Here is a 15,515-nt window from a genome sequence, read left to right on the forward strand (position 1 = left end):
GCATGCGACTCTCCCAATGAGTGGCACGCGAAGCTCCACGACCTCCAAGCGGGCGAGTGAATTCCAAAAGCGCTGGCTTCAAAACTGACGCGTCGGGTTGCCATTTGTAGGTAATCAACGGCCCTGGCGGGCCCAGCTACGGGTAATAGTGCCGGAGTTTGGTCGCGACGATCAGGTTCCCGTTTTTTCGTGTCAAAAAATGATTGATCGGATCATGGCGACGAATCCGCTCCAGACGATCACTCCGAATCCAATCCCCAGCAGACACAGCAACCAAGACGCGATCAACCGCCAGCGGAGTGGTGGGTCTCGATAGGCCGACATTGGCACTGTGGTCAGCAGTGTGCCGAGCGCATACAGACTGATCAGAGGCGGGATGATCACGGTTCCCACCACGGCGCCGCGAAAGACTCGCATCACCGTGTCGACCACCACAGGATCGGATTCCACACCGGGACCCGCCACGGGCTGCGGCGGCCGTTCGCGGCCCAGGATGACCGGTGCGTAGGGATTGTTGTCCGGCGGCTTGATCACCTCGGGTTCGTTGACCGACATCTGCCCGAATGTTTCTGCGTCCGAATCTTCGGATTCGAACACCGATGCCGCCGGATCGGAATCCTCTCGCTGCTTGTTGCAACTCCAACAAAAGTCAAACAACGGCTCGTTGCGTTCACCACAACGGTTGCAGTTCCACGCCGTTCGCTGAGCGCGATCTTGTTCGTCGTCCGCCAACAACTGATTGGCACGGTCATAGTCTTCCGGTGCCACTTCGACCCGCACCCTCACCACCGCCGAGCCAATGTGGCTGAGCATGGTGGCGACTTCGGCGCCATTGACGACGGCCAAAATGCCGGCGGCATCCAATCGAGATCGCAGTATTTCGGCCTCGGCAGAATTGCCGACGATTCGTAGCGTTTGCATCGCAGCGGTGACCAATCGATAGTCCAAACGGGAAAAACGAGCACCACGCGCGTCTATTTCAATGTGACGCGACAAAGAAAGTTATCAGCCGTGATATACAGGTGCTTTTGGTCGCTATCGAACGTGCAGTTGCTGACACGGCCAGCGGTTAGAATTCGACCGAGTAGTTTGCCATCGGGATTCATCACGTAGATGCCGCCGGGACCACTGGCGAACAGTGTGCCATCGGCGGCGACCGCCAAACCATCGGGCAACCCCGGATACTGCTTCATCGCTTCGGCCGCGTTGTGCAGTTCTTTCCCTTCTCCGAGCGTCGCATCATCGTTGATCGGAAACGCCATCCAGATTGGTCGATCGGGATCACTTTGAGCCACATACAGTGTTTTCTCGTCGGGTGATAACCCGATCCCATTGGGCCGCGTCATCTCTTTGGTCAACAGCGTCAATTTGCCGTCAACGGAGAGTCGGTAGACACCGCAATAATCCAGCTCACGTCGAGGATCGTCGGCGCGTTCAGGCAAGCCGTAGGGCGGGTCGGTGAAGTACAGGTTGCCGGCCTTGTCGAACACCAAATCGTTGGGGCTGTTCAGCCGTTTGCCTTGGTACTGATCGACGAGCGTCTGTTTGCCTCCGCCGCGGGTCAGCACGGAAACACGGCGGTCGCCATGTTCGCACATCGACAATCGCCCTTGGGGGTCCAGCGTTAATCCATTGCTGCCTGGTTCCAAGCCATAGTAGGTGACGCCCGTGTACCCGCTGGGCTGCATGAATAACTCCACGCCACGAGCACTGGACCAACGAAAAATACTGTTGCGCGGGATATCGGAAAACAGCAGGTGTCCGCCACCATCTTCGGCAACCCAGACCGGGCCTTCGGTCCAGGTGAACCCACCGGCCAAGACCTCGATCTTGGTCTCCGCACTGACGAACTCCTCCATCTTGGGCGCCAAGACTTCGATATGACCGATCGTCGCAGGGGTTTGAGCGACCGCCGTGGTCGCAAGACTTGTCAGCAGCAGAGAGGTGAGAAGCAGGCTGGAGATTTTTCGCATTGATTTAGATCAAGAACAAAGGAAGGGCGTCATTCCGCTTCCTTTAGTGTATCCAAATCATTTTCCGGTTTGCGAATCTGGGCGCGAGGTTTTTCGGTGACTGTGCCCGGGACCAGCCATGGGCCGGTGGAATTCTCGTCGATAATCCGCAACAGTTCGCTATTGTCGATCGCTTCAACCTCCAGCAACCGCTGCGTGATCGCCTCCAGCACTTCACGCCGCTGCGTCAGCACTTCACGGGTTTGCGCCAAAGCGTCTTCGACGATCCGCGCGACTTCTTTGTCGATCAGTTTCGCGGTGTCTTCGCCATAGGCAAAACTGTGCCCGTTGCCACTTCCATCGGCCAAGAAAGGCGATCCGGTGCTGCGGCGGAAATTGATCCGCCCCAATCGACTCATTCCATAGTCCATCACCATGCTACGAGCGATTTCGGTGCATCGCTCAAGATCGTTCTGAGCCCCCGTGCTGATGTCCTGCAGCACCATTTCTTCGGCCAGCGTGCCGGCCAACAGAACCTTCATTCGACTCTCCAATTCGAATTTGGTCATCAGGTAGCGTTCAGATTCCGGTCGCTGCATGGTGTAGCCGAGTGCGGCGAATCCCCGCGGAATGATGCTGACCTTGTGCACCGGATCGGTGTTCGGCAGCGCTGCGGCAACCAATGCGTGGGCCGCTTCGTGATAGGCAACACGGATTTTTTCGTCGGCGTTCATCACACGATTTTTCTTTTCCAACCCGGCCGTCACACGATCCACGGCTTCGTCAAATTCAGACGTGTTGACTTCGGATTTATCCGCCCGCGCCGCCAGCAAGGCGGCTTCGTTGACCAGGTTCGCCAAATCGGCGCCGACAAACCCGCTGGTGATCGATGCGATGTGCCGCAGATCGACTTCTTCGGCCAATTTCACGCTGCGTACATGGACCTTCAAAATCGCTTCACGCCCGGCGACGTCGGGACGATCGACCAAGACCTGACGGTCGAAACGCCCGGGGCGCAGCAGTGCGGCGTCGAGTGTTTCGGGGCGGTTGGTGGCGGCGACCACGATCACGCCATTGTTGGAATCAAACCCATCCATTTCAACCAACAGCGCGTTGAGTGTCTGTTCGCGTTCATCGTGCCCGCCAACGACACTCCCCGAGCGGCTTTTGCCCAAGGCGTCGAGTTCGTCGATAAAGATGATGCTGGGCGCGCGGGCAGTGGCTTGTTGGAACATGTCGCGGACCCGTGCGGCCCCGACACCGACAAACATTTCCACAAAGTCGCTGCCAGAGAGACTGAAGAAGGGCGCACCGGCTTCGCCTGCGATCGCACGTGCCAGCAGCGTTTTCCCGGTTCCGGGAGGCCCGACCAACAACACGCCTTTGGGGATACGCCCGCCGAGGGCCTGGTATTTCTCGCTATTCTTTAGAAAGTCGACGACTTCACGAACCTCTTCCACCGCTTCATCGATTCCGGCGGCATCTTCAAACGTCAGCGAGAGATCTTCCTGGCCGTGCAGTTTTCCACGACTGCGTGAAAACGACATCGGTGATCCGACGCCGCCGATGCGACGCAACATCACCACCCCGATCGCGATGATGGCGGCCAACATCACCAGGTTGAACCAATTGTCAGATAGCCATCGATTGGGTCGGGCGTTGTCCCAGACCACGCCGGATTCACGCAAAATCTTGTCGAATCGAGCGTCTTGCGTTTCGTTGGGGATGCGAACGGTTTGAAACCGCACCTTTTCCGGTTTGTTGTCTTGGTCGTCGACGCTTTGGCCGTCAATTCCCAGCGATCGGTACATCACCGTGCCGGTGATTTCTTCGTCCCCCAACTGCACGAGTTGCAGATTGGAAAATTCCAATTTCAGTTTGGGATCTTTCGGCGATGCAACCACCACCGTGGGGACCGGCGGATCGCCGCCAGCCTCCAGGACTTCCTGCTGCTTGGCGTGTTCGGATAGCAATTGGACCAAATCCGGATAGCGGAGCGCGCGACTGCCGTTGCCGAACAACAGCGCGCTCATCATCACTGCCAAGATCACGCCGATGATGACGAACCACACTCCACCGCTGCGAGTTTCATGGTGTTTGGGATCCCCACCTTTGGGATCGCGATCGCGGGAGTCGCGGTGGGTCTTTTTTTTGTCGCTCATCAGTGTTCGATTCGTAAAGTTTTCGTCATTTCGGCTAGGACCCTCCCATTGTTCGAACCATTTGTCACTCAGACAACCCGCTTGGCAGTGGGCCAATCACAAGGTCGGGTCGTAACAACGAGGGCGATCGTCCATGATAGGCGATCATTGGGACTCACCTAGTGCTTTGTCACAGCCTAAATTGACGGTTGGCCTGTGTCCAAAGGACTTCCAAGTCCGTCCCTCGGCAGGACTTCGGCGGACTCGGAACTCCGTCGTACACCTGAGGATCGAACTTTGACGCAGTTGGAACTGTCAGCGTGACAAAAATCACTACCGAAAACACTGTGAAATCTGCGACTTCGGCCTCGCCCGACCCGCAACGCGGCTCGCTGCCACACCAGAACGTGGCGGTATTGGGGGCAACCGGCAGCATCGGTACCGCGACAGCGGAAGTGATCGGACATCTCAATCGCATCGATCCGAACCACCGCTGGAAACTTTGGGCGGCGTCGGGACACTCCAATTTGGATTTGCTGGAACAGATCACCTGCGCAGCGATGGGTGATGGCGAAGCCCCCGAGCGACTGATTTTTTCCGATCCGACTTGCTTGTCGCCCGCGCACGCTGCCCAGCGATTTGGCCGACATGGATACCAGCCGGAATCGTTGAAATTTGGTCCCGAGGCGCTCGTCGATGCGGCGCGTCACGAATCGGTTGATGTCGTGGTCGCAGCGATCGTGGGACGTGCCGGACTGGAAAGCACCCTCGCGGCGGTCGAATCCGGCAAACGCGTCGCGTTGGCAAACAAAGAAACATTGGTGGTCGCCGGCGGGTTAGTTCGCCAGCGGATGACGCAATCGGGTGCGAAATTGTTGCCGGTCGACAGCGAGCATTCGGCGATTTGGCAGTGCATCGCGGAGTCAAAAAGTCCTGTCAGGCGGCTGATTTTGACGGCCAGCGGCGGCCCCTTTCGAACGGCCAGTCGGGACGAAATGGAAAACGCCCGGCCGGAATCGGCGTTGGAGCACCCGACTTGGCAAATGGGCCGCAAGATCACGATTGATTCAGCCACCATGATGAACAAAGCCTTGGAGATCATCGAGGCCCGGTGGCTGTTCGACGTTTCCGCCGACCAAATCGAAGTCGTCGTGCATCCTCAATCGATCATTCATTCGATGGTGGAATTCGAGGACGGATCGGTATTGGCCCAAATGAGTCCCCCGGACATGCGGCTACCCATCCAGTATGCGTTAACCCACCCGAGGCGATTGCCCTGTCAGGCCCCCGCCTTTGATCGAACCCAGCGTTGGGACCTGACGTTGGAACCAGCGGATTTGGAGCGTTTCCCGGCATTGCAGCTGGGATTCCAGGTCGCTCGTAGCGGTGGAACCGCAGGCGCAGTCGTCAACGCGGCCAACGAAGTCGCGGTCGGTCTATTCCTGGACGAACAAATTCGGTTTACTGACATAGTGAGAGTGTGCCAAAAAACACTCGAAAGCCACACATTTGATGACCAGCCGACGCTCTCGCGACTGCTGGAACTGGACCAATGGTCCCGCCAAGAAGCCCAGCGGTGTGCGGCTCTGTTGCGCTGACTCGTGATTTCCTCCTTCCCAATCGATACCCTTATGCTTAGCGACTTTTTCCTTCTGCTTGCCGAAACCGAACCCGACGGGTTGATGGCACTGGGAGGCAAATTCTTGCTCTGGACGCGAGTCGCGCTCGGAATCGGTTTGGTGATTTTCGTCCATGAACTCGGACACTTCGTCGCCGCCAAGACATTCGGCGTGAAATGTGAAAAGTTTTACGTCGGTTTTGACCCACCGCTGAAGATCGGTCCGATCAAGTTGCCCAGCGCACTGGGCAAATTCAAGTATGGCGAAACCGAATACGGAATCGGCATCATCCCGCTCGGTGGCTACGTCAAAATGCTGGGGCAGGACGACGACCCCCGACAGATGAAAGAGGAAGCGCAGCGCGCGCGTCTGGCGGCCGGGGCCCCGGAGGATCGCGACGACGACACAGATGTTGACGAAGAACCAGCGGCAATCACCGACGAAACCGCCGAACTGGATCCCCGCAGTTTGACCGCCAAACCGGTCTGGCAGCGAATGATCATTATGAGCGCCGGTGTGTTCATGAATGTGGTCACAGGCATCTTGTTTGCCGCGATCGCATTCTTCCACGGCGTGACCTATCAACCGACACTCGTCGGCGGCGTGGTCCCCGGTGGACCCGCCTGGCAAGCCGACGTGGCGCCGGGTGGTCAGGTGGTGGAGATCGCTGGGCTGACCGATGCCAAAATGCGATTTCGCGACATGCAATCCGAAGTCCTGCACTCGGGACTGGAGGATAGCGACCAACGGTTGTCGGTCTCGCTGAAATACGGCGACAAACAGTCGAACTACAAACTGCCGATGATGACCGCGCCGGGTCAAAAAAATCTGCGACTGATCGGCATCGGCGCCGCCTACGACGCGCGGCTCAATAAATCGGAGGTCGCGGTCCCCAAAAGCGCGGCCGCAGAAGTCTTTGACGATGCGGACAAAAATGCCGAAATCGTTTCCTACGATGGCCAGCCGATCGATCTGTCATCCAGCGTGCCCAGTCTGGCGCTGCTGGATTACATGTACCGCCATCCGGACAAACCGATCGAATTGGTGCTGCGTCGCAGTGACAAGACCGAACACACCGTCAGTTTGCCGCCCCAAAAATCTCGTTGGCTAGGGATGCGATTCTCGGTCGGCCGCTGCACCGCGTTGATTCAAGGCGGACCGGCGGAAGCTGCCGGTATGAAAGTTGGTGATGTGATTGAGTCCGTAGCGGGATTGGATGATTTAAGCGTCGCGTCGCTGTTGAAACGACTTTCCCAGGGTGGTGCGTTGGAAATCACAGTCGATCGGGACGGCCAGTCCGAGACGCTGACAATCACACCGGATGATTCACTGCAAACGACCGATCCGTTGGACAGCGAACGACGGATCGCGGCATTCAATGACTATGGTTTCGCGTTCAAGATCCTGCCACGCGTCGCCTCGTTTGATTCGGCTTGCTTGGTCGACGGCGATCCGATTCGACCGACCGATGTGCTGCAAACCGTCACCCTGTTGACCGACAATGAATTTCCCGACGAATTCAAACAGGAACCGCTCAGCCGCGTGATCGATGGGTTCGCCGAACCATGGAAATTCGGTGAAACCAAGACCTCGTGGGGATTGATGGAATCGTTGCAAACCCTGCCGGTCGGCACGCGGTTTAAAGTTCTGTCCGAACGGGCGGATTCTGGCAAGATCATTGAAACGACACTGCAAATCCAGGACGATCCGGACCACCTGCGATTTGATCGAGGAATGATATTGGCACCGATCACGTCGGTCCGTGTCGCCACGTCGCTTGGCGAAGCCGTCGCGTTAGGTGTCCGCGAGGGAAAGAATAAACTGGGCGAAGTACTGCGTTTTCTAAAGATGTTGGTTCGCGGCAAGGTTTCCGCCAAGATGGTGGGCGGTCCGATTCGGATCTTCCAATTCGCCGGTTACGAAGCCGAGCGTGGTGTTTCGGCGCAACTGTTGTTCTTGACCATGCTGAGCATGAACCTGGCGGTGCTCAACTTCCTGCCGATTCCGGTGCTCGACGGAGGGCACATGGTGTTCCTGATCTGCGAAGCGATCATGGGGCGACGGGTCAACGAAGAACTGGAGATGCGATTGACGTTGGCCGGCGGCATCATGCTGTTGGCGTTGATGGTGTTCGTGTTCTTCAACGACCTGATCAATATCTAATTCGTCACCTGGGGATATGCTTGCCCTGGTTTACAGGGTTTGTCCGATCCGGATCAGCGCGTGCCGGCACACCACCTCGTTGTTCGTTTTGTTGTTGCCAAAACAAACGGACGAATGAGTGGTGAACCGGCTCAGCCGGGGGCCGTTGCACCGCTTTTCGCAACTTAATCGCGGATGCAGATCAAGCAGTTACCGACTCGCAACAGCAGGGCGTCACCGCCAAGTGCAACGCCGTACAGAGTGGGTTTGCTGAACATCGCTGCAGCGCGTCGGCGTTCTTCCGATTTTTCTTCGGCCAACATCGGTTCAGCCGGCAAACTGTCATCGTTCCATGATTCGTTTTCGGCCAAGACTTTGAATTCGGGTCCAGCGGCCAGCACAGTGACCCTGCCTTGCTGACCAAAGAAATAGATTCGATCTCCACTCGCGATCGGCGTCGCCCAACTCGGTTGGTCGATTCGTTTCGCATAGACCTCTTGTCCAGTTGTGGCGTCAAAACAATAGACCACACCGGCACGGTTGATCCAGTAGGCAAACCCCTTGAACATGATCGGAGATGCCCAACTGGGGACAGCGCCTTCGGCGATCCATTTCTTTTCGACGTTCCATTGGTCACCCTCCTGCGAGACTTTGATCAACGCATTTGAATCCGCGGCGGATCCCGCATTCTCTCCGTTGCGGCCAGGCGAAGCGCCCACCAGGAAACGGCCGTCTCCGCAGTCGATCGGGGTGGTGCCTGTATTTCCGCCGATATCGGTATAGGTCCACAATTGCTGGCCCGTGGCGGGATCATATCCGTCAATACTGCCCGCCGAACTGATCACCAGTTGTACCGCGCCGTTGATTTCGACCATCGCTGGGGAACTCCAACTGCGCTGGGCCTTGCGATCAGCTTTCCAGATTGTTGCTCCCGATGCCTTGTCGATGGCGACCAAAGCGTCTGGGGCGTCATGCTCCAGCAATATGAAGAGGGTCGAATCGGATTGACAAGGGGAAGCCGCCAATCCGAACTCAGCATCAAACGGACCTTCGTCCTCTGCAAGCGCGCGTCGCCACAGTTCCTCGCCGTCATGTGAATACGCCACGCAATCACCGCTTTCAAAAAAAGCGATGACGCGTTCGCCATCCACCACCGGTGTGGGAGCCGCCCGACTGACATAGTAGCTGTTGGTGACGGGCACCGTGTTGTTCAAACTTTTGCGCCAGTGCTCGCTTCCACTGGCGAGATCCAGACAGACCGTGTGGTATGTGTCTTTCTCCGGCCCCTCAACGCTGGTGACATAAACACGGTCGCCCCAGACAACGGGGCTCGATTGTCCATGTCCCGGCAGCGTTGCTTGCCAGGCCACGTTTTCGCTGGGAGACCAAGTCAAAGGCAGTTTTGAATCGCTGGACTGAATTGCACCCGCGCCTAAAAAGGCAGGCCAACGGTCTACGTCCGTGGGGGTCGTGAGGATCAATAACGCGATCAACCAATTCATAGTGTTTTCTCGTTCGTCGATTTCAGTTGTTGTTTGTTCGATGGCAGCAGGCCGTTCAAAGTCCATTGCCCCCTGCGGAATCCGTGATCACTCCGTCGCCAGCGGTCCGCCAGCGGGAACGTGCAGCGTCAGGGTCGACGCATAGCGGGTGAATTGTCAAAACTCTGGCACCACTTGGCGATCAGCGATCGAGCCAATCCAGCGCCACGTTTGTCCATCGATCGAATCCGTAACAAAACGCACGGATCCGTCTGCGATCAAGACGGTGACTCCACCGACGTGTCGGCTACGGCCACTCTTGGTAGATGCATAGCGCGAGTAACAATCGTTCTCGAGCGCATTGGGGCTGCGAAGGTGGTGATAGCCCGAGTCGTTGACAGAGCCATCGGCCCATTTTTCGCCGCGGCTAAAAATGACGGGGCTGGAGTCATCCAGGCACCAAGAATCTTCGATGGTGGGCGCTGCGGCATTCCACACCGACGCGGTCACTCGCTCGGAGCCCAAATTCGCCACACCACGAGTGCTGTCGGCCAATCCCGATCCGACCAGTGTTTCGCAAAATGCGGCCGTATTGGAACTGCCGTCCAAGATGTCGCGAAAACCCTTGCGTGAATCAATGTAGAACAGCCCATCACAATCCACGTACACTCCGCCGTCTTGGGCCGTGCCGTTGTTGGCGTGATAGTTGGTTGCGCCCCACTCCGGACTCACTCGCTCGTGCACATCACTGGGACACAGAAACGTGGGCACCGACATCGCCACTTCGTCGCCCAAGTCAGGGTGTGTGATCACCGCCGGCGGTGGCCCCATTGAGAAAAGATACAGCGGCTTTTTCAGATCGATCGCGTCATAGATCGCCGACTGTTCCAGGTAGGGCGTCAGTAGCGCGAGCGGTCCCCAGCGATAAAACGATTGTTCGGCGCTGGGCACCGGGGCCGTCGTCTGTTCTCGCTGCGAAGGGAATCGCCGCAGCGTCCCGTGATGCATGTGAAGCGCCAGTCCGATCTGTTTCATGTTGTTGCTGCAGGACATACGCCTGGCCGCTTCGCGTGCCGCTTGCACCGCGGGAAGCAATAACCCAACCAGGATGCCGATGATTGCGATCACAACCAGTAGCTCGACGAGCGTGAATCCGACTTGCCTGCGCAGTCGGGAATGTAAATAGGGGGACATATGATTTAATGAAGGTGAAGATGTTGAATGAATGAATGAAAACCGTTTGTTCGGTCGAAGCTCCTGTACAGGCAGCATCAACCACACGCTGACGCGTGGTGAAACGGCAGGCAGAATCGATCAGCCGTGCGAACAGCGAACGCTGGAAACTCAATTGCAAAACCGCGCGCGTCCCCTGAGAAATGGGGCGCCGAGCGTGTCGCGAAGGCACTGGCTCTCTAGGGCACTGGCGGATCAATGTCCTGACTGCGGCTGTTGGCCGACTCGTTCAAGAAGGACAAAATGCCAAACAGTGGCGGCTGGGGATTCGCCAGGGTGTGATCGACCGTGTCAACGATCGAGTTCGACAGCAACGTCCAGACGATTTCTAGACCTCGGCACTTGGCGACACGTTGCAGCAACAGCAATCGCGGTCCGCCAGACCCCGACTCTGCCTTGGCTGCGGCCGCTGGCAATTCGTCACGATCGGCCTGAGTGTTGCATCGGGCACAACAGGATGATGTTGACGAATCGGTTGGGGTGGACGAGGCCTGCCACCGAGCCACCAAGAAGTCAGGTGGCACAACGTCGTTGCGCTGGGCCCAGCGAATTTTCTCGGCATCCGTATGACAACAGCAGCGATCCCAGCAGGTCTCCGCCGAAGCGCATCCACAAGGACAATGCTCGCAGGGGAAACGACCTTGCTTGGCGACCTGCGGCGAGCGCAGCGGCACGCCGACAAAGGCCAGCAACATCAACAGCAGCAATCCGCCGCTGATGCACTGACGCCAGATTCGCATGTTGCGATGGCTGTTGAATGAAAGTCCGAGCACGGGGGGGATGTCGAAAATGACGAATCAAAGCACAGATTCGCTCCTCACGCTGCCTAGACTATTTTCGTCGATGGGGATCGTATAGGGGCGAACTGTCGCAACGGCAATTTCTTAGTTCAATATCCAGTTGTTCGGTCTGTACCACGTTGCCCGAACGCAACGGTCGATGCCCATGTGACTGTTGAAACTGTCCTTCGCGGTGCGCCGCCTTGGCTTGCAAATGGTGCTTGCAAATGGGTTGGTTTCGTGCACGCTGCCGCAGCGGGCGACGATATCACACTTGTTCGATTAACCCTCGGATTGATGATCAACTGACGGCCTCCCTCCCTACGTCGGTTGAGATCACGGTGCAACGGAGCATCGACGTCTACCGTCCTGACCCCAAGATCGCCTGATAACCTGCTGATCCGATGTGATCACAGACACTCAGCGGTTGGGTAGACGTCGCTGCTCGCCCGTGATCCCTGCCAACTACGTTCGCCAGTCTAAAAAGCCGACCTCCCAAATCTCGGCCGGGCTGACGCAACACTCTTTCGAGGGCGCCAGCGTGATCGCGCATCCTCTCCACCGCTGCGCTCAATTCCTGGCAATCGAAGCGTTCCCATTCCGATCTAGCGCCACTCTCCCCCCTCCTGGAGGCACCATGGCCAAAAAAGACACCTTCCGCGTGGTCACTCGCGGCAGCGATGGTTCGTTATTGATTTCCGACTACCCCTCGGTCGATCCGTTGATGCACTCGCACCATCAAATCGGAATCGATGATTGCAGCACTGATTTGGCGCTGCGAGGGATGCCCGTTTTTCGCGGATTGATCGGGCCGATGCCCGAAGGCAAAAACGTCGTCCGCTATGAAACGCCCGAAGTGTTTGAAGCGCTGACCAAAGAATGGATGAACGCCAAACCGCGGAAACGACGTCGCCGTACCGCTGCGCAAATCGCCGAAGAAGCAGCGTTGGCGCTGGAGTTGGAATCGCAGATGGCGTCGTCCTAAACAGCCGCTGTCAGTCCGATTCACTGTCACCAAACTCTCCTCGGGGAGAACTGCGCCTTTCATCCCAACCCGACGCGTCAGCGAGGGATTTAGCGTGTTAACGGGATCCCTCGCTCACGCGTCGGGTTACCAAAAACCAATGCCCCACGCAAAAGCACTCCGACCGTCTAGAGTCCAGCGTCGATTGTGGATTCGCTACCGGGACGATTGGCCGGCGACCAATCGTTGCAAGACGTCGATCCGCGGCGGCCATTTGGTTTCGTGTTGCCCCAACAGCGGTAACGTGACCGATCCGTCGCCGCGAATTTTGGTCGCCGCCTGATGCACACCGGGGATTCCGGCTGGCAAGTAACACATCGCGCCCTCCGGTCCCGGATCTGGGCCACCGATCTGGACCTGCACCGCTGCACAGCCGACTGTGGAATCCCCCAGACGAATCTCAACCGACTCGGGCGCAGCCCACTGCAACGAGCACAACTGGTTGTGACGCCACCGTAGCACACTGCGCAGGCTTTGCTGAGCATCCATTTGCAACCAGCGGAACCGGTTGCTCGTTGACGATCCTACTTGATCCGTCGTCGCTGACGTTTCATTCCAACGATGCAACAATCGCTGCAGCATCTCGCTGGCGATCACTTCCGTGCCTTCCTGAAACGGCAGGTCACCGATCACGATCGCACAGTAGCAACTGCTACGGAGACGCTGAAACAGTCTGACCAGTGAATCCCGCTCGTTAGATTCCGATTCGGCTGGATTCGCATCAGACTGACCACCGGTAAACCCGTGTAGCGCGGTCAATGCAGCCAACGAGAGTTGGGCGGTCGAAACCATTGGCACCGCCGCGGCGGTGATTCGCTGCGTTAATCGGGGCAACGATGCGCTGACGTCGCCAATGACCCAGACCAAATCGGCATGAAAGAACAGATCGCCCAGGGTCGTCGCCAGAAAGCCATCGCGTCCTGCGGTTTGCGCGACGGCAACGTCGGCGGGATTGCCGGACAAGTGAATTCGAATCAGGCCCGCACTGGCGAGCGATTCCAATCGTTTGGCTTCCTCGATCGTCGCGGCGCCACACTCGACCACCGGCCGATCAGAAAGTTGCAACTGAGTTTCGATGCGCTCCCAATCCAGCGCATCCAGCGTCTGATCACCCAGACGCGGCAGCGGCGGGTTGAGTGCGGCGTGGAATTGCCGCACTGCGATTTCACAGGCGACATCGACACCTCTCTGCGACCCATTGAGCGTGACATCGTCACAGCCCAAGGGGCAAAACGGACAGGTCATTGTCGATGCCGACATCCGCGACACGCCGACTAGGCCTTGGGAGCCTTACGCAACTGCAACCATTCACTGTGGAAGGTGCCATCCATATCGACGCGTTTGTACGTGTGGGCGCCGAAATAGTCGCGTTGTGCTTGCAGCAGGTTCGCCGGCAAGCGAGCCAACCGGTAACCATCGTAGTAGCCCAGTGCGGCGCTAAACGCCGGCACGGGAATCCCCCGCACGCTGGCGGTGGCGACGACGGCACGCCAAGCTTCTTGAGCGTTTTGGATCGCATCGTCAAAGAACGAATTGAGCAACAGGTTTTCCAAGTTTGGTTCGGCATCAAAGGCTTCCTTGATGCGATCCAAGAATTTGGCTCGGATGATGCAACCGCCGCGCCACAGCAATGCCGACTGGCCGTAATCCAGGTCCCAATCGTGCTCGGCGGACGCTTCTTGCAATTGCACAAATCCCTGGGCATAGCTAACGATTTTCGAAGCGTACAAAGCTTGACGGACGGCTTCGACGAAGGCGGCTTTATCACCAATCAATTTGTTGACGACAGCACACATTTCGCTGTTCTGCGAATCACTGGGGCCCTCGAGTTTTTCGCTGGCACGCACACGTGCTTCTTTTTGAGCTGACAATCCGCGGGCAAACACGGCGGTGGTCACCAGGGTGCTCGGAACCCCCAGATCCAGTGCCAATTGGCTCATCCATTTCCCGGTGCCTTTGGCGCCAGCGACGTCCAAGACTTTGTCGACCAAGTAACCGTCGCCACCCTGATCGTCTTTGACGCTGAAAATGTCGCGCGAGATTTCAATCAGGTAGCTTTGCAGATCGCCGTCGTTCCAGGAATCAAACACATCGTAAAGTTCGTCGTTGGAAAGCCCACCGAGCTCCTTGAGCAATTGATAGGCTTCGCAGATCAACTGCATGTCACCGTATTCGATCCCGTTGTGGACCATTTTGACGTAGTGACCTGCACCGCGCGGTCCGACCCATTCACAACAGGGGATGTCGTCGTTGGGGCCGACTTTCGCCGCGATCGCTTGGAACATGTCCTTGATTTCCGGCCATGCTTCTTTGGATCCGCCGGGCATCAAACTGGGGCCTTTAAGCGCGCCCTCTTCGCCACCGGACACACCAGCACCGACGTACAACAGACCGGCTTCTTCGACCTTTTTGGTGCGACGTTCGGTGTCCAAGTAATACGTGTTCCCACCATCAATGATGATGTCGCCGGGTTCGCACAGCGGAATCAACGAATCAATGATCGCATCGACAGCCGGGCCGGCTTTGACCAACAACATCAATTTGCGAGGTCGCTTGACGGCTTTGACGAATTCTTCGATCGAATGGGTGCCAACGAAATTCTTGCCCGCAGCGCGGCCATTGATCAAATCGTCCACCTTGCTGGTCGTGCGGTTGTACACAGCGACCTTGTAGCCACGACTTTCGACGTTCAGGGCTAGATTCTCGCCCATCACCGCTAGACCAATTAGACCGAAATCGCAATCGCCGCTCATCATTCAAACTCATAAGGGGGTGGTTGTTTGGACTTTGCCCCAGATTCTACGAGGTCCCCAAAAATCCGAAAGGGCAGGGCGGCGACGCCAACGCAGCGTCTTGAGAAAGGATGCCGAGCTGGGCGGGCGATCCCGACGGTTCCCCAGGCACGAAACGCAAGCGTGTCAACGAGTTACATCAAACCGCCCCCCCCGGATCACGCGCTTTGAAGTGGCGTTTTTATGGTCACCCGACGCGTGAGCGAGGGATTTAGGGTGTGGGGATTTAGGGTGTGAACGGGATCCCTCGCTGACGCGTCGGGTTACCGAAAACCAATGCCCCACGCAAAAACGCTGGCTTCAATCTCTCCCCGCTCACCTCTGTCACTCGTATTTGCGGGGATTCAAGGCA

The 15,515-nt window shown here is 57.5% G+C and carries 11 protein-coding genes; 3 read left to right on the top strand and 8 right to left on the bottom strand.

Features of this window, described 5'->3' with window-relative positions; all coding sequences use genetic code 11:
* Window positions 1–192: 192 nt before the first annotated feature.
* From NHH03_RS09255 to ftsH, 3 genes are read right to left on the bottom strand one after another with little or no spacing between them, the layout of a single operon-like run.
* A complete protein-coding gene (locus tag NHH03_RS09255) occupies window positions 193–996 on the bottom strand; it encodes a putative signal transducing protein (protein WP_253155534.1) in 804 nt (267 codons plus the stop codon).
* Entirely contained in the window at window positions 975–1,973 is a 999-nt protein-coding gene (locus NHH03_RS09260) for an SMP-30/gluconolactonase/LRE family protein (RefSeq protein WP_253155536.1), read from the bottom strand. The genes NHH03_RS09255 and NHH03_RS09260 overlap by 22 nt, the downstream gene beginning before the upstream one ends.
* 29 nt (window positions 1,974–2,002) lie before the next feature.
* Window positions 2,003–4,114, bottom strand: a complete 2,112-nt coding sequence (ftsH, locus tag NHH03_RS09265; protein ID WP_253155538.1) for an ATP-dependent zinc metalloprotease FtsH — start codon at window positions 4,112–4,114, stop codon at window positions 2,003–2,005.
* 299 nt (window positions 4,115–4,413) lie between these two features.
* Between ftsH and dxr the strand changes: the two genes are divergently transcribed.
* The gene (gene dxr / locus NHH03_RS09270) at window positions 4,414–5,691 is read left to right on the top strand and encodes a 1-deoxy-D-xylulose-5-phosphate reductoisomerase (RefSeq protein WP_390895544.1); all 1,278 of its coding nucleotides are present in this window, start codon (window positions 4,414–4,416) and stop codon (window positions 5,689–5,691) included.
* A 33-nt stretch (window positions 5,692–5,724) separates the two neighbouring features.
* The gene (locus NHH03_RS09275; RefSeq protein WP_253155540.1) at window positions 5,725–7,875 is read left to right on the top strand and encodes a M50 family metallopeptidase; all 2,151 of its coding nucleotides are present in this window, start codon (window positions 5,725–5,727) and stop codon (window positions 7,873–7,875) included.
* 164 nt (window positions 7,876–8,039) lie between these two features.
* Here the strand turns inward: NHH03_RS09275 and NHH03_RS09280 are convergent, their stop codons facing one another.
* The 3 genes from NHH03_RS09280 to NHH03_RS09295 all read right to left on the bottom strand — a co-directional run bounded on the left by NHH03_RS09280 (window position 8,040) and on the right by NHH03_RS09295 (window position 11,308).
* Window positions 8,040–9,356 carry an outer membrane protein assembly factor BamB family protein gene (locus NHH03_RS09280; protein ID WP_253155542.1) on the bottom strand — a complete coding sequence of 439 codons (1,317 nt, stop codon included), beginning with the start codon at window positions 9,354–9,356 and terminating at the stop codon, window positions 8,040–8,042.
* Window positions 9,357–9,512: 156 nt separating this feature from the next.
* Window positions 9,513–10,529, bottom strand: a complete 1,017-nt coding sequence (locus NHH03_RS09285; protein WP_261364176.1) for a DUF1559 domain-containing protein — start codon at window positions 10,527–10,529, stop codon at window positions 9,513–9,515.
* 218 nt (window positions 10,530–10,747) lie between these two features.
* On the bottom strand, window positions 10,748–11,308 hold the full coding sequence (locus NHH03_RS09295; protein ID WP_253155544.1) for a hypothetical protein: 561 nt from the start codon (window positions 11,306–11,308) through the stop codon (window positions 10,748–10,750).
* A gap of 676 nt (window positions 11,309–11,984) precedes the next feature.
* Here NHH03_RS09295 and NHH03_RS09300 point away from each other — a divergent pair.
* Window positions 11,985–12,332: a hypothetical protein gene (locus tag NHH03_RS09300; RefSeq protein ID WP_253155546.1), complete on the top strand. Its 348-nt coding sequence runs from the start codon at window positions 11,985–11,987 to the stop codon at window positions 12,330–12,332.
* Between the two features lie 195 nt (window positions 12,333–12,527).
* Here NHH03_RS09300 and NHH03_RS09305 read toward each other — a convergent pair whose 3' ends face one another.
* The gene (locus tag NHH03_RS09305) at window positions 12,528–13,631 is read right to left on the bottom strand and encodes a hypothetical protein (RefSeq protein WP_253155547.1); all 1,104 of its coding nucleotides are present in this window, start codon (window positions 13,629–13,631) and stop codon (window positions 12,528–12,530) included.
* Window positions 13,632–13,645: 14 nt separating this feature from the next.
* Complete coding sequence (gene gnd, locus NHH03_RS09310) at window positions 13,646–15,124, bottom strand: decarboxylating NADP(+)-dependent phosphogluconate dehydrogenase (protein ID WP_261364179.1); 1,479 nt, start codon at window positions 15,122–15,124, stop codon at window positions 13,646–13,648.
* Window positions 15,125–15,515 lie beyond the last annotated feature (391 nt).

It is taken from the genome of Stieleria tagensis, from assembly GCF_024129865.1.
Lineage (GTDB): Bacteria > Planctomycetota > Planctomycetia > Pirellulales > Pirellulaceae > Stieleria > Stieleria tagensis.

What these genes read in the sequence shown, in the direction of transcription:
- ftsH (WP_253155538.1), bottom strand. Translation starts at nt 4,114, where the DNA reads ATGAGCGACAAAAAAAAGACCCACCGCGACTCCCGCGATCGCGATCCC.
- NHH03_RS09275 (WP_253155540.1), top strand. Translation starts at nt 5,725, where the DNA reads ATGCTTAGCGACTTTTTCCTTCTGCTTGCCGAAACCGAACCCGACGGG.
- NHH03_RS09295 (WP_253155544.1), bottom strand. Translation starts at nt 11,308, where the DNA reads ATGCGAATCTGGCGTCAGTGCATCAGCGGCGGATTGCTGCTGTTGATG.
- NHH03_RS09305 (WP_253155547.1), bottom strand. Translation starts at nt 13,631, where the DNA reads ATGTCGGCATCGACAATGACCTGTCCGTTTTGCCCCTTGGGCTGTGAC.
- NHH03_RS09285 (WP_261364176.1), bottom strand. Translation starts at nt 10,529, where the DNA reads ATGTCCCCCTATTTACATTCCCGACTGCGCAGGCAAGTCGGATTCACG.
- NHH03_RS09300 (WP_253155546.1), top strand. Translation starts at nt 11,985, where the DNA reads ATGGCCAAAAAAGACACCTTCCGCGTGGTCACTCGCGGCAGCGATGGT.
- NHH03_RS09260 (WP_253155536.1), bottom strand. Translation starts at nt 1,973, where the DNA reads ATGCGAAAAATCTCCAGCCTGCTTCTCACCTCTCTGCTGCTGACAAGT.
- gnd (WP_261364179.1), bottom strand. Translation starts at nt 15,124, where the DNA reads ATGAGCGGCGATTGCGATTTCGGTCTAATTGGTCTAGCGGTGATGGGC.
- NHH03_RS09280 (WP_253155542.1), bottom strand. Translation starts at nt 9,356, where the DNA reads ATGAATTGGTTGATCGCGTTATTGATCCTCACGACCCCCACGGACGTA.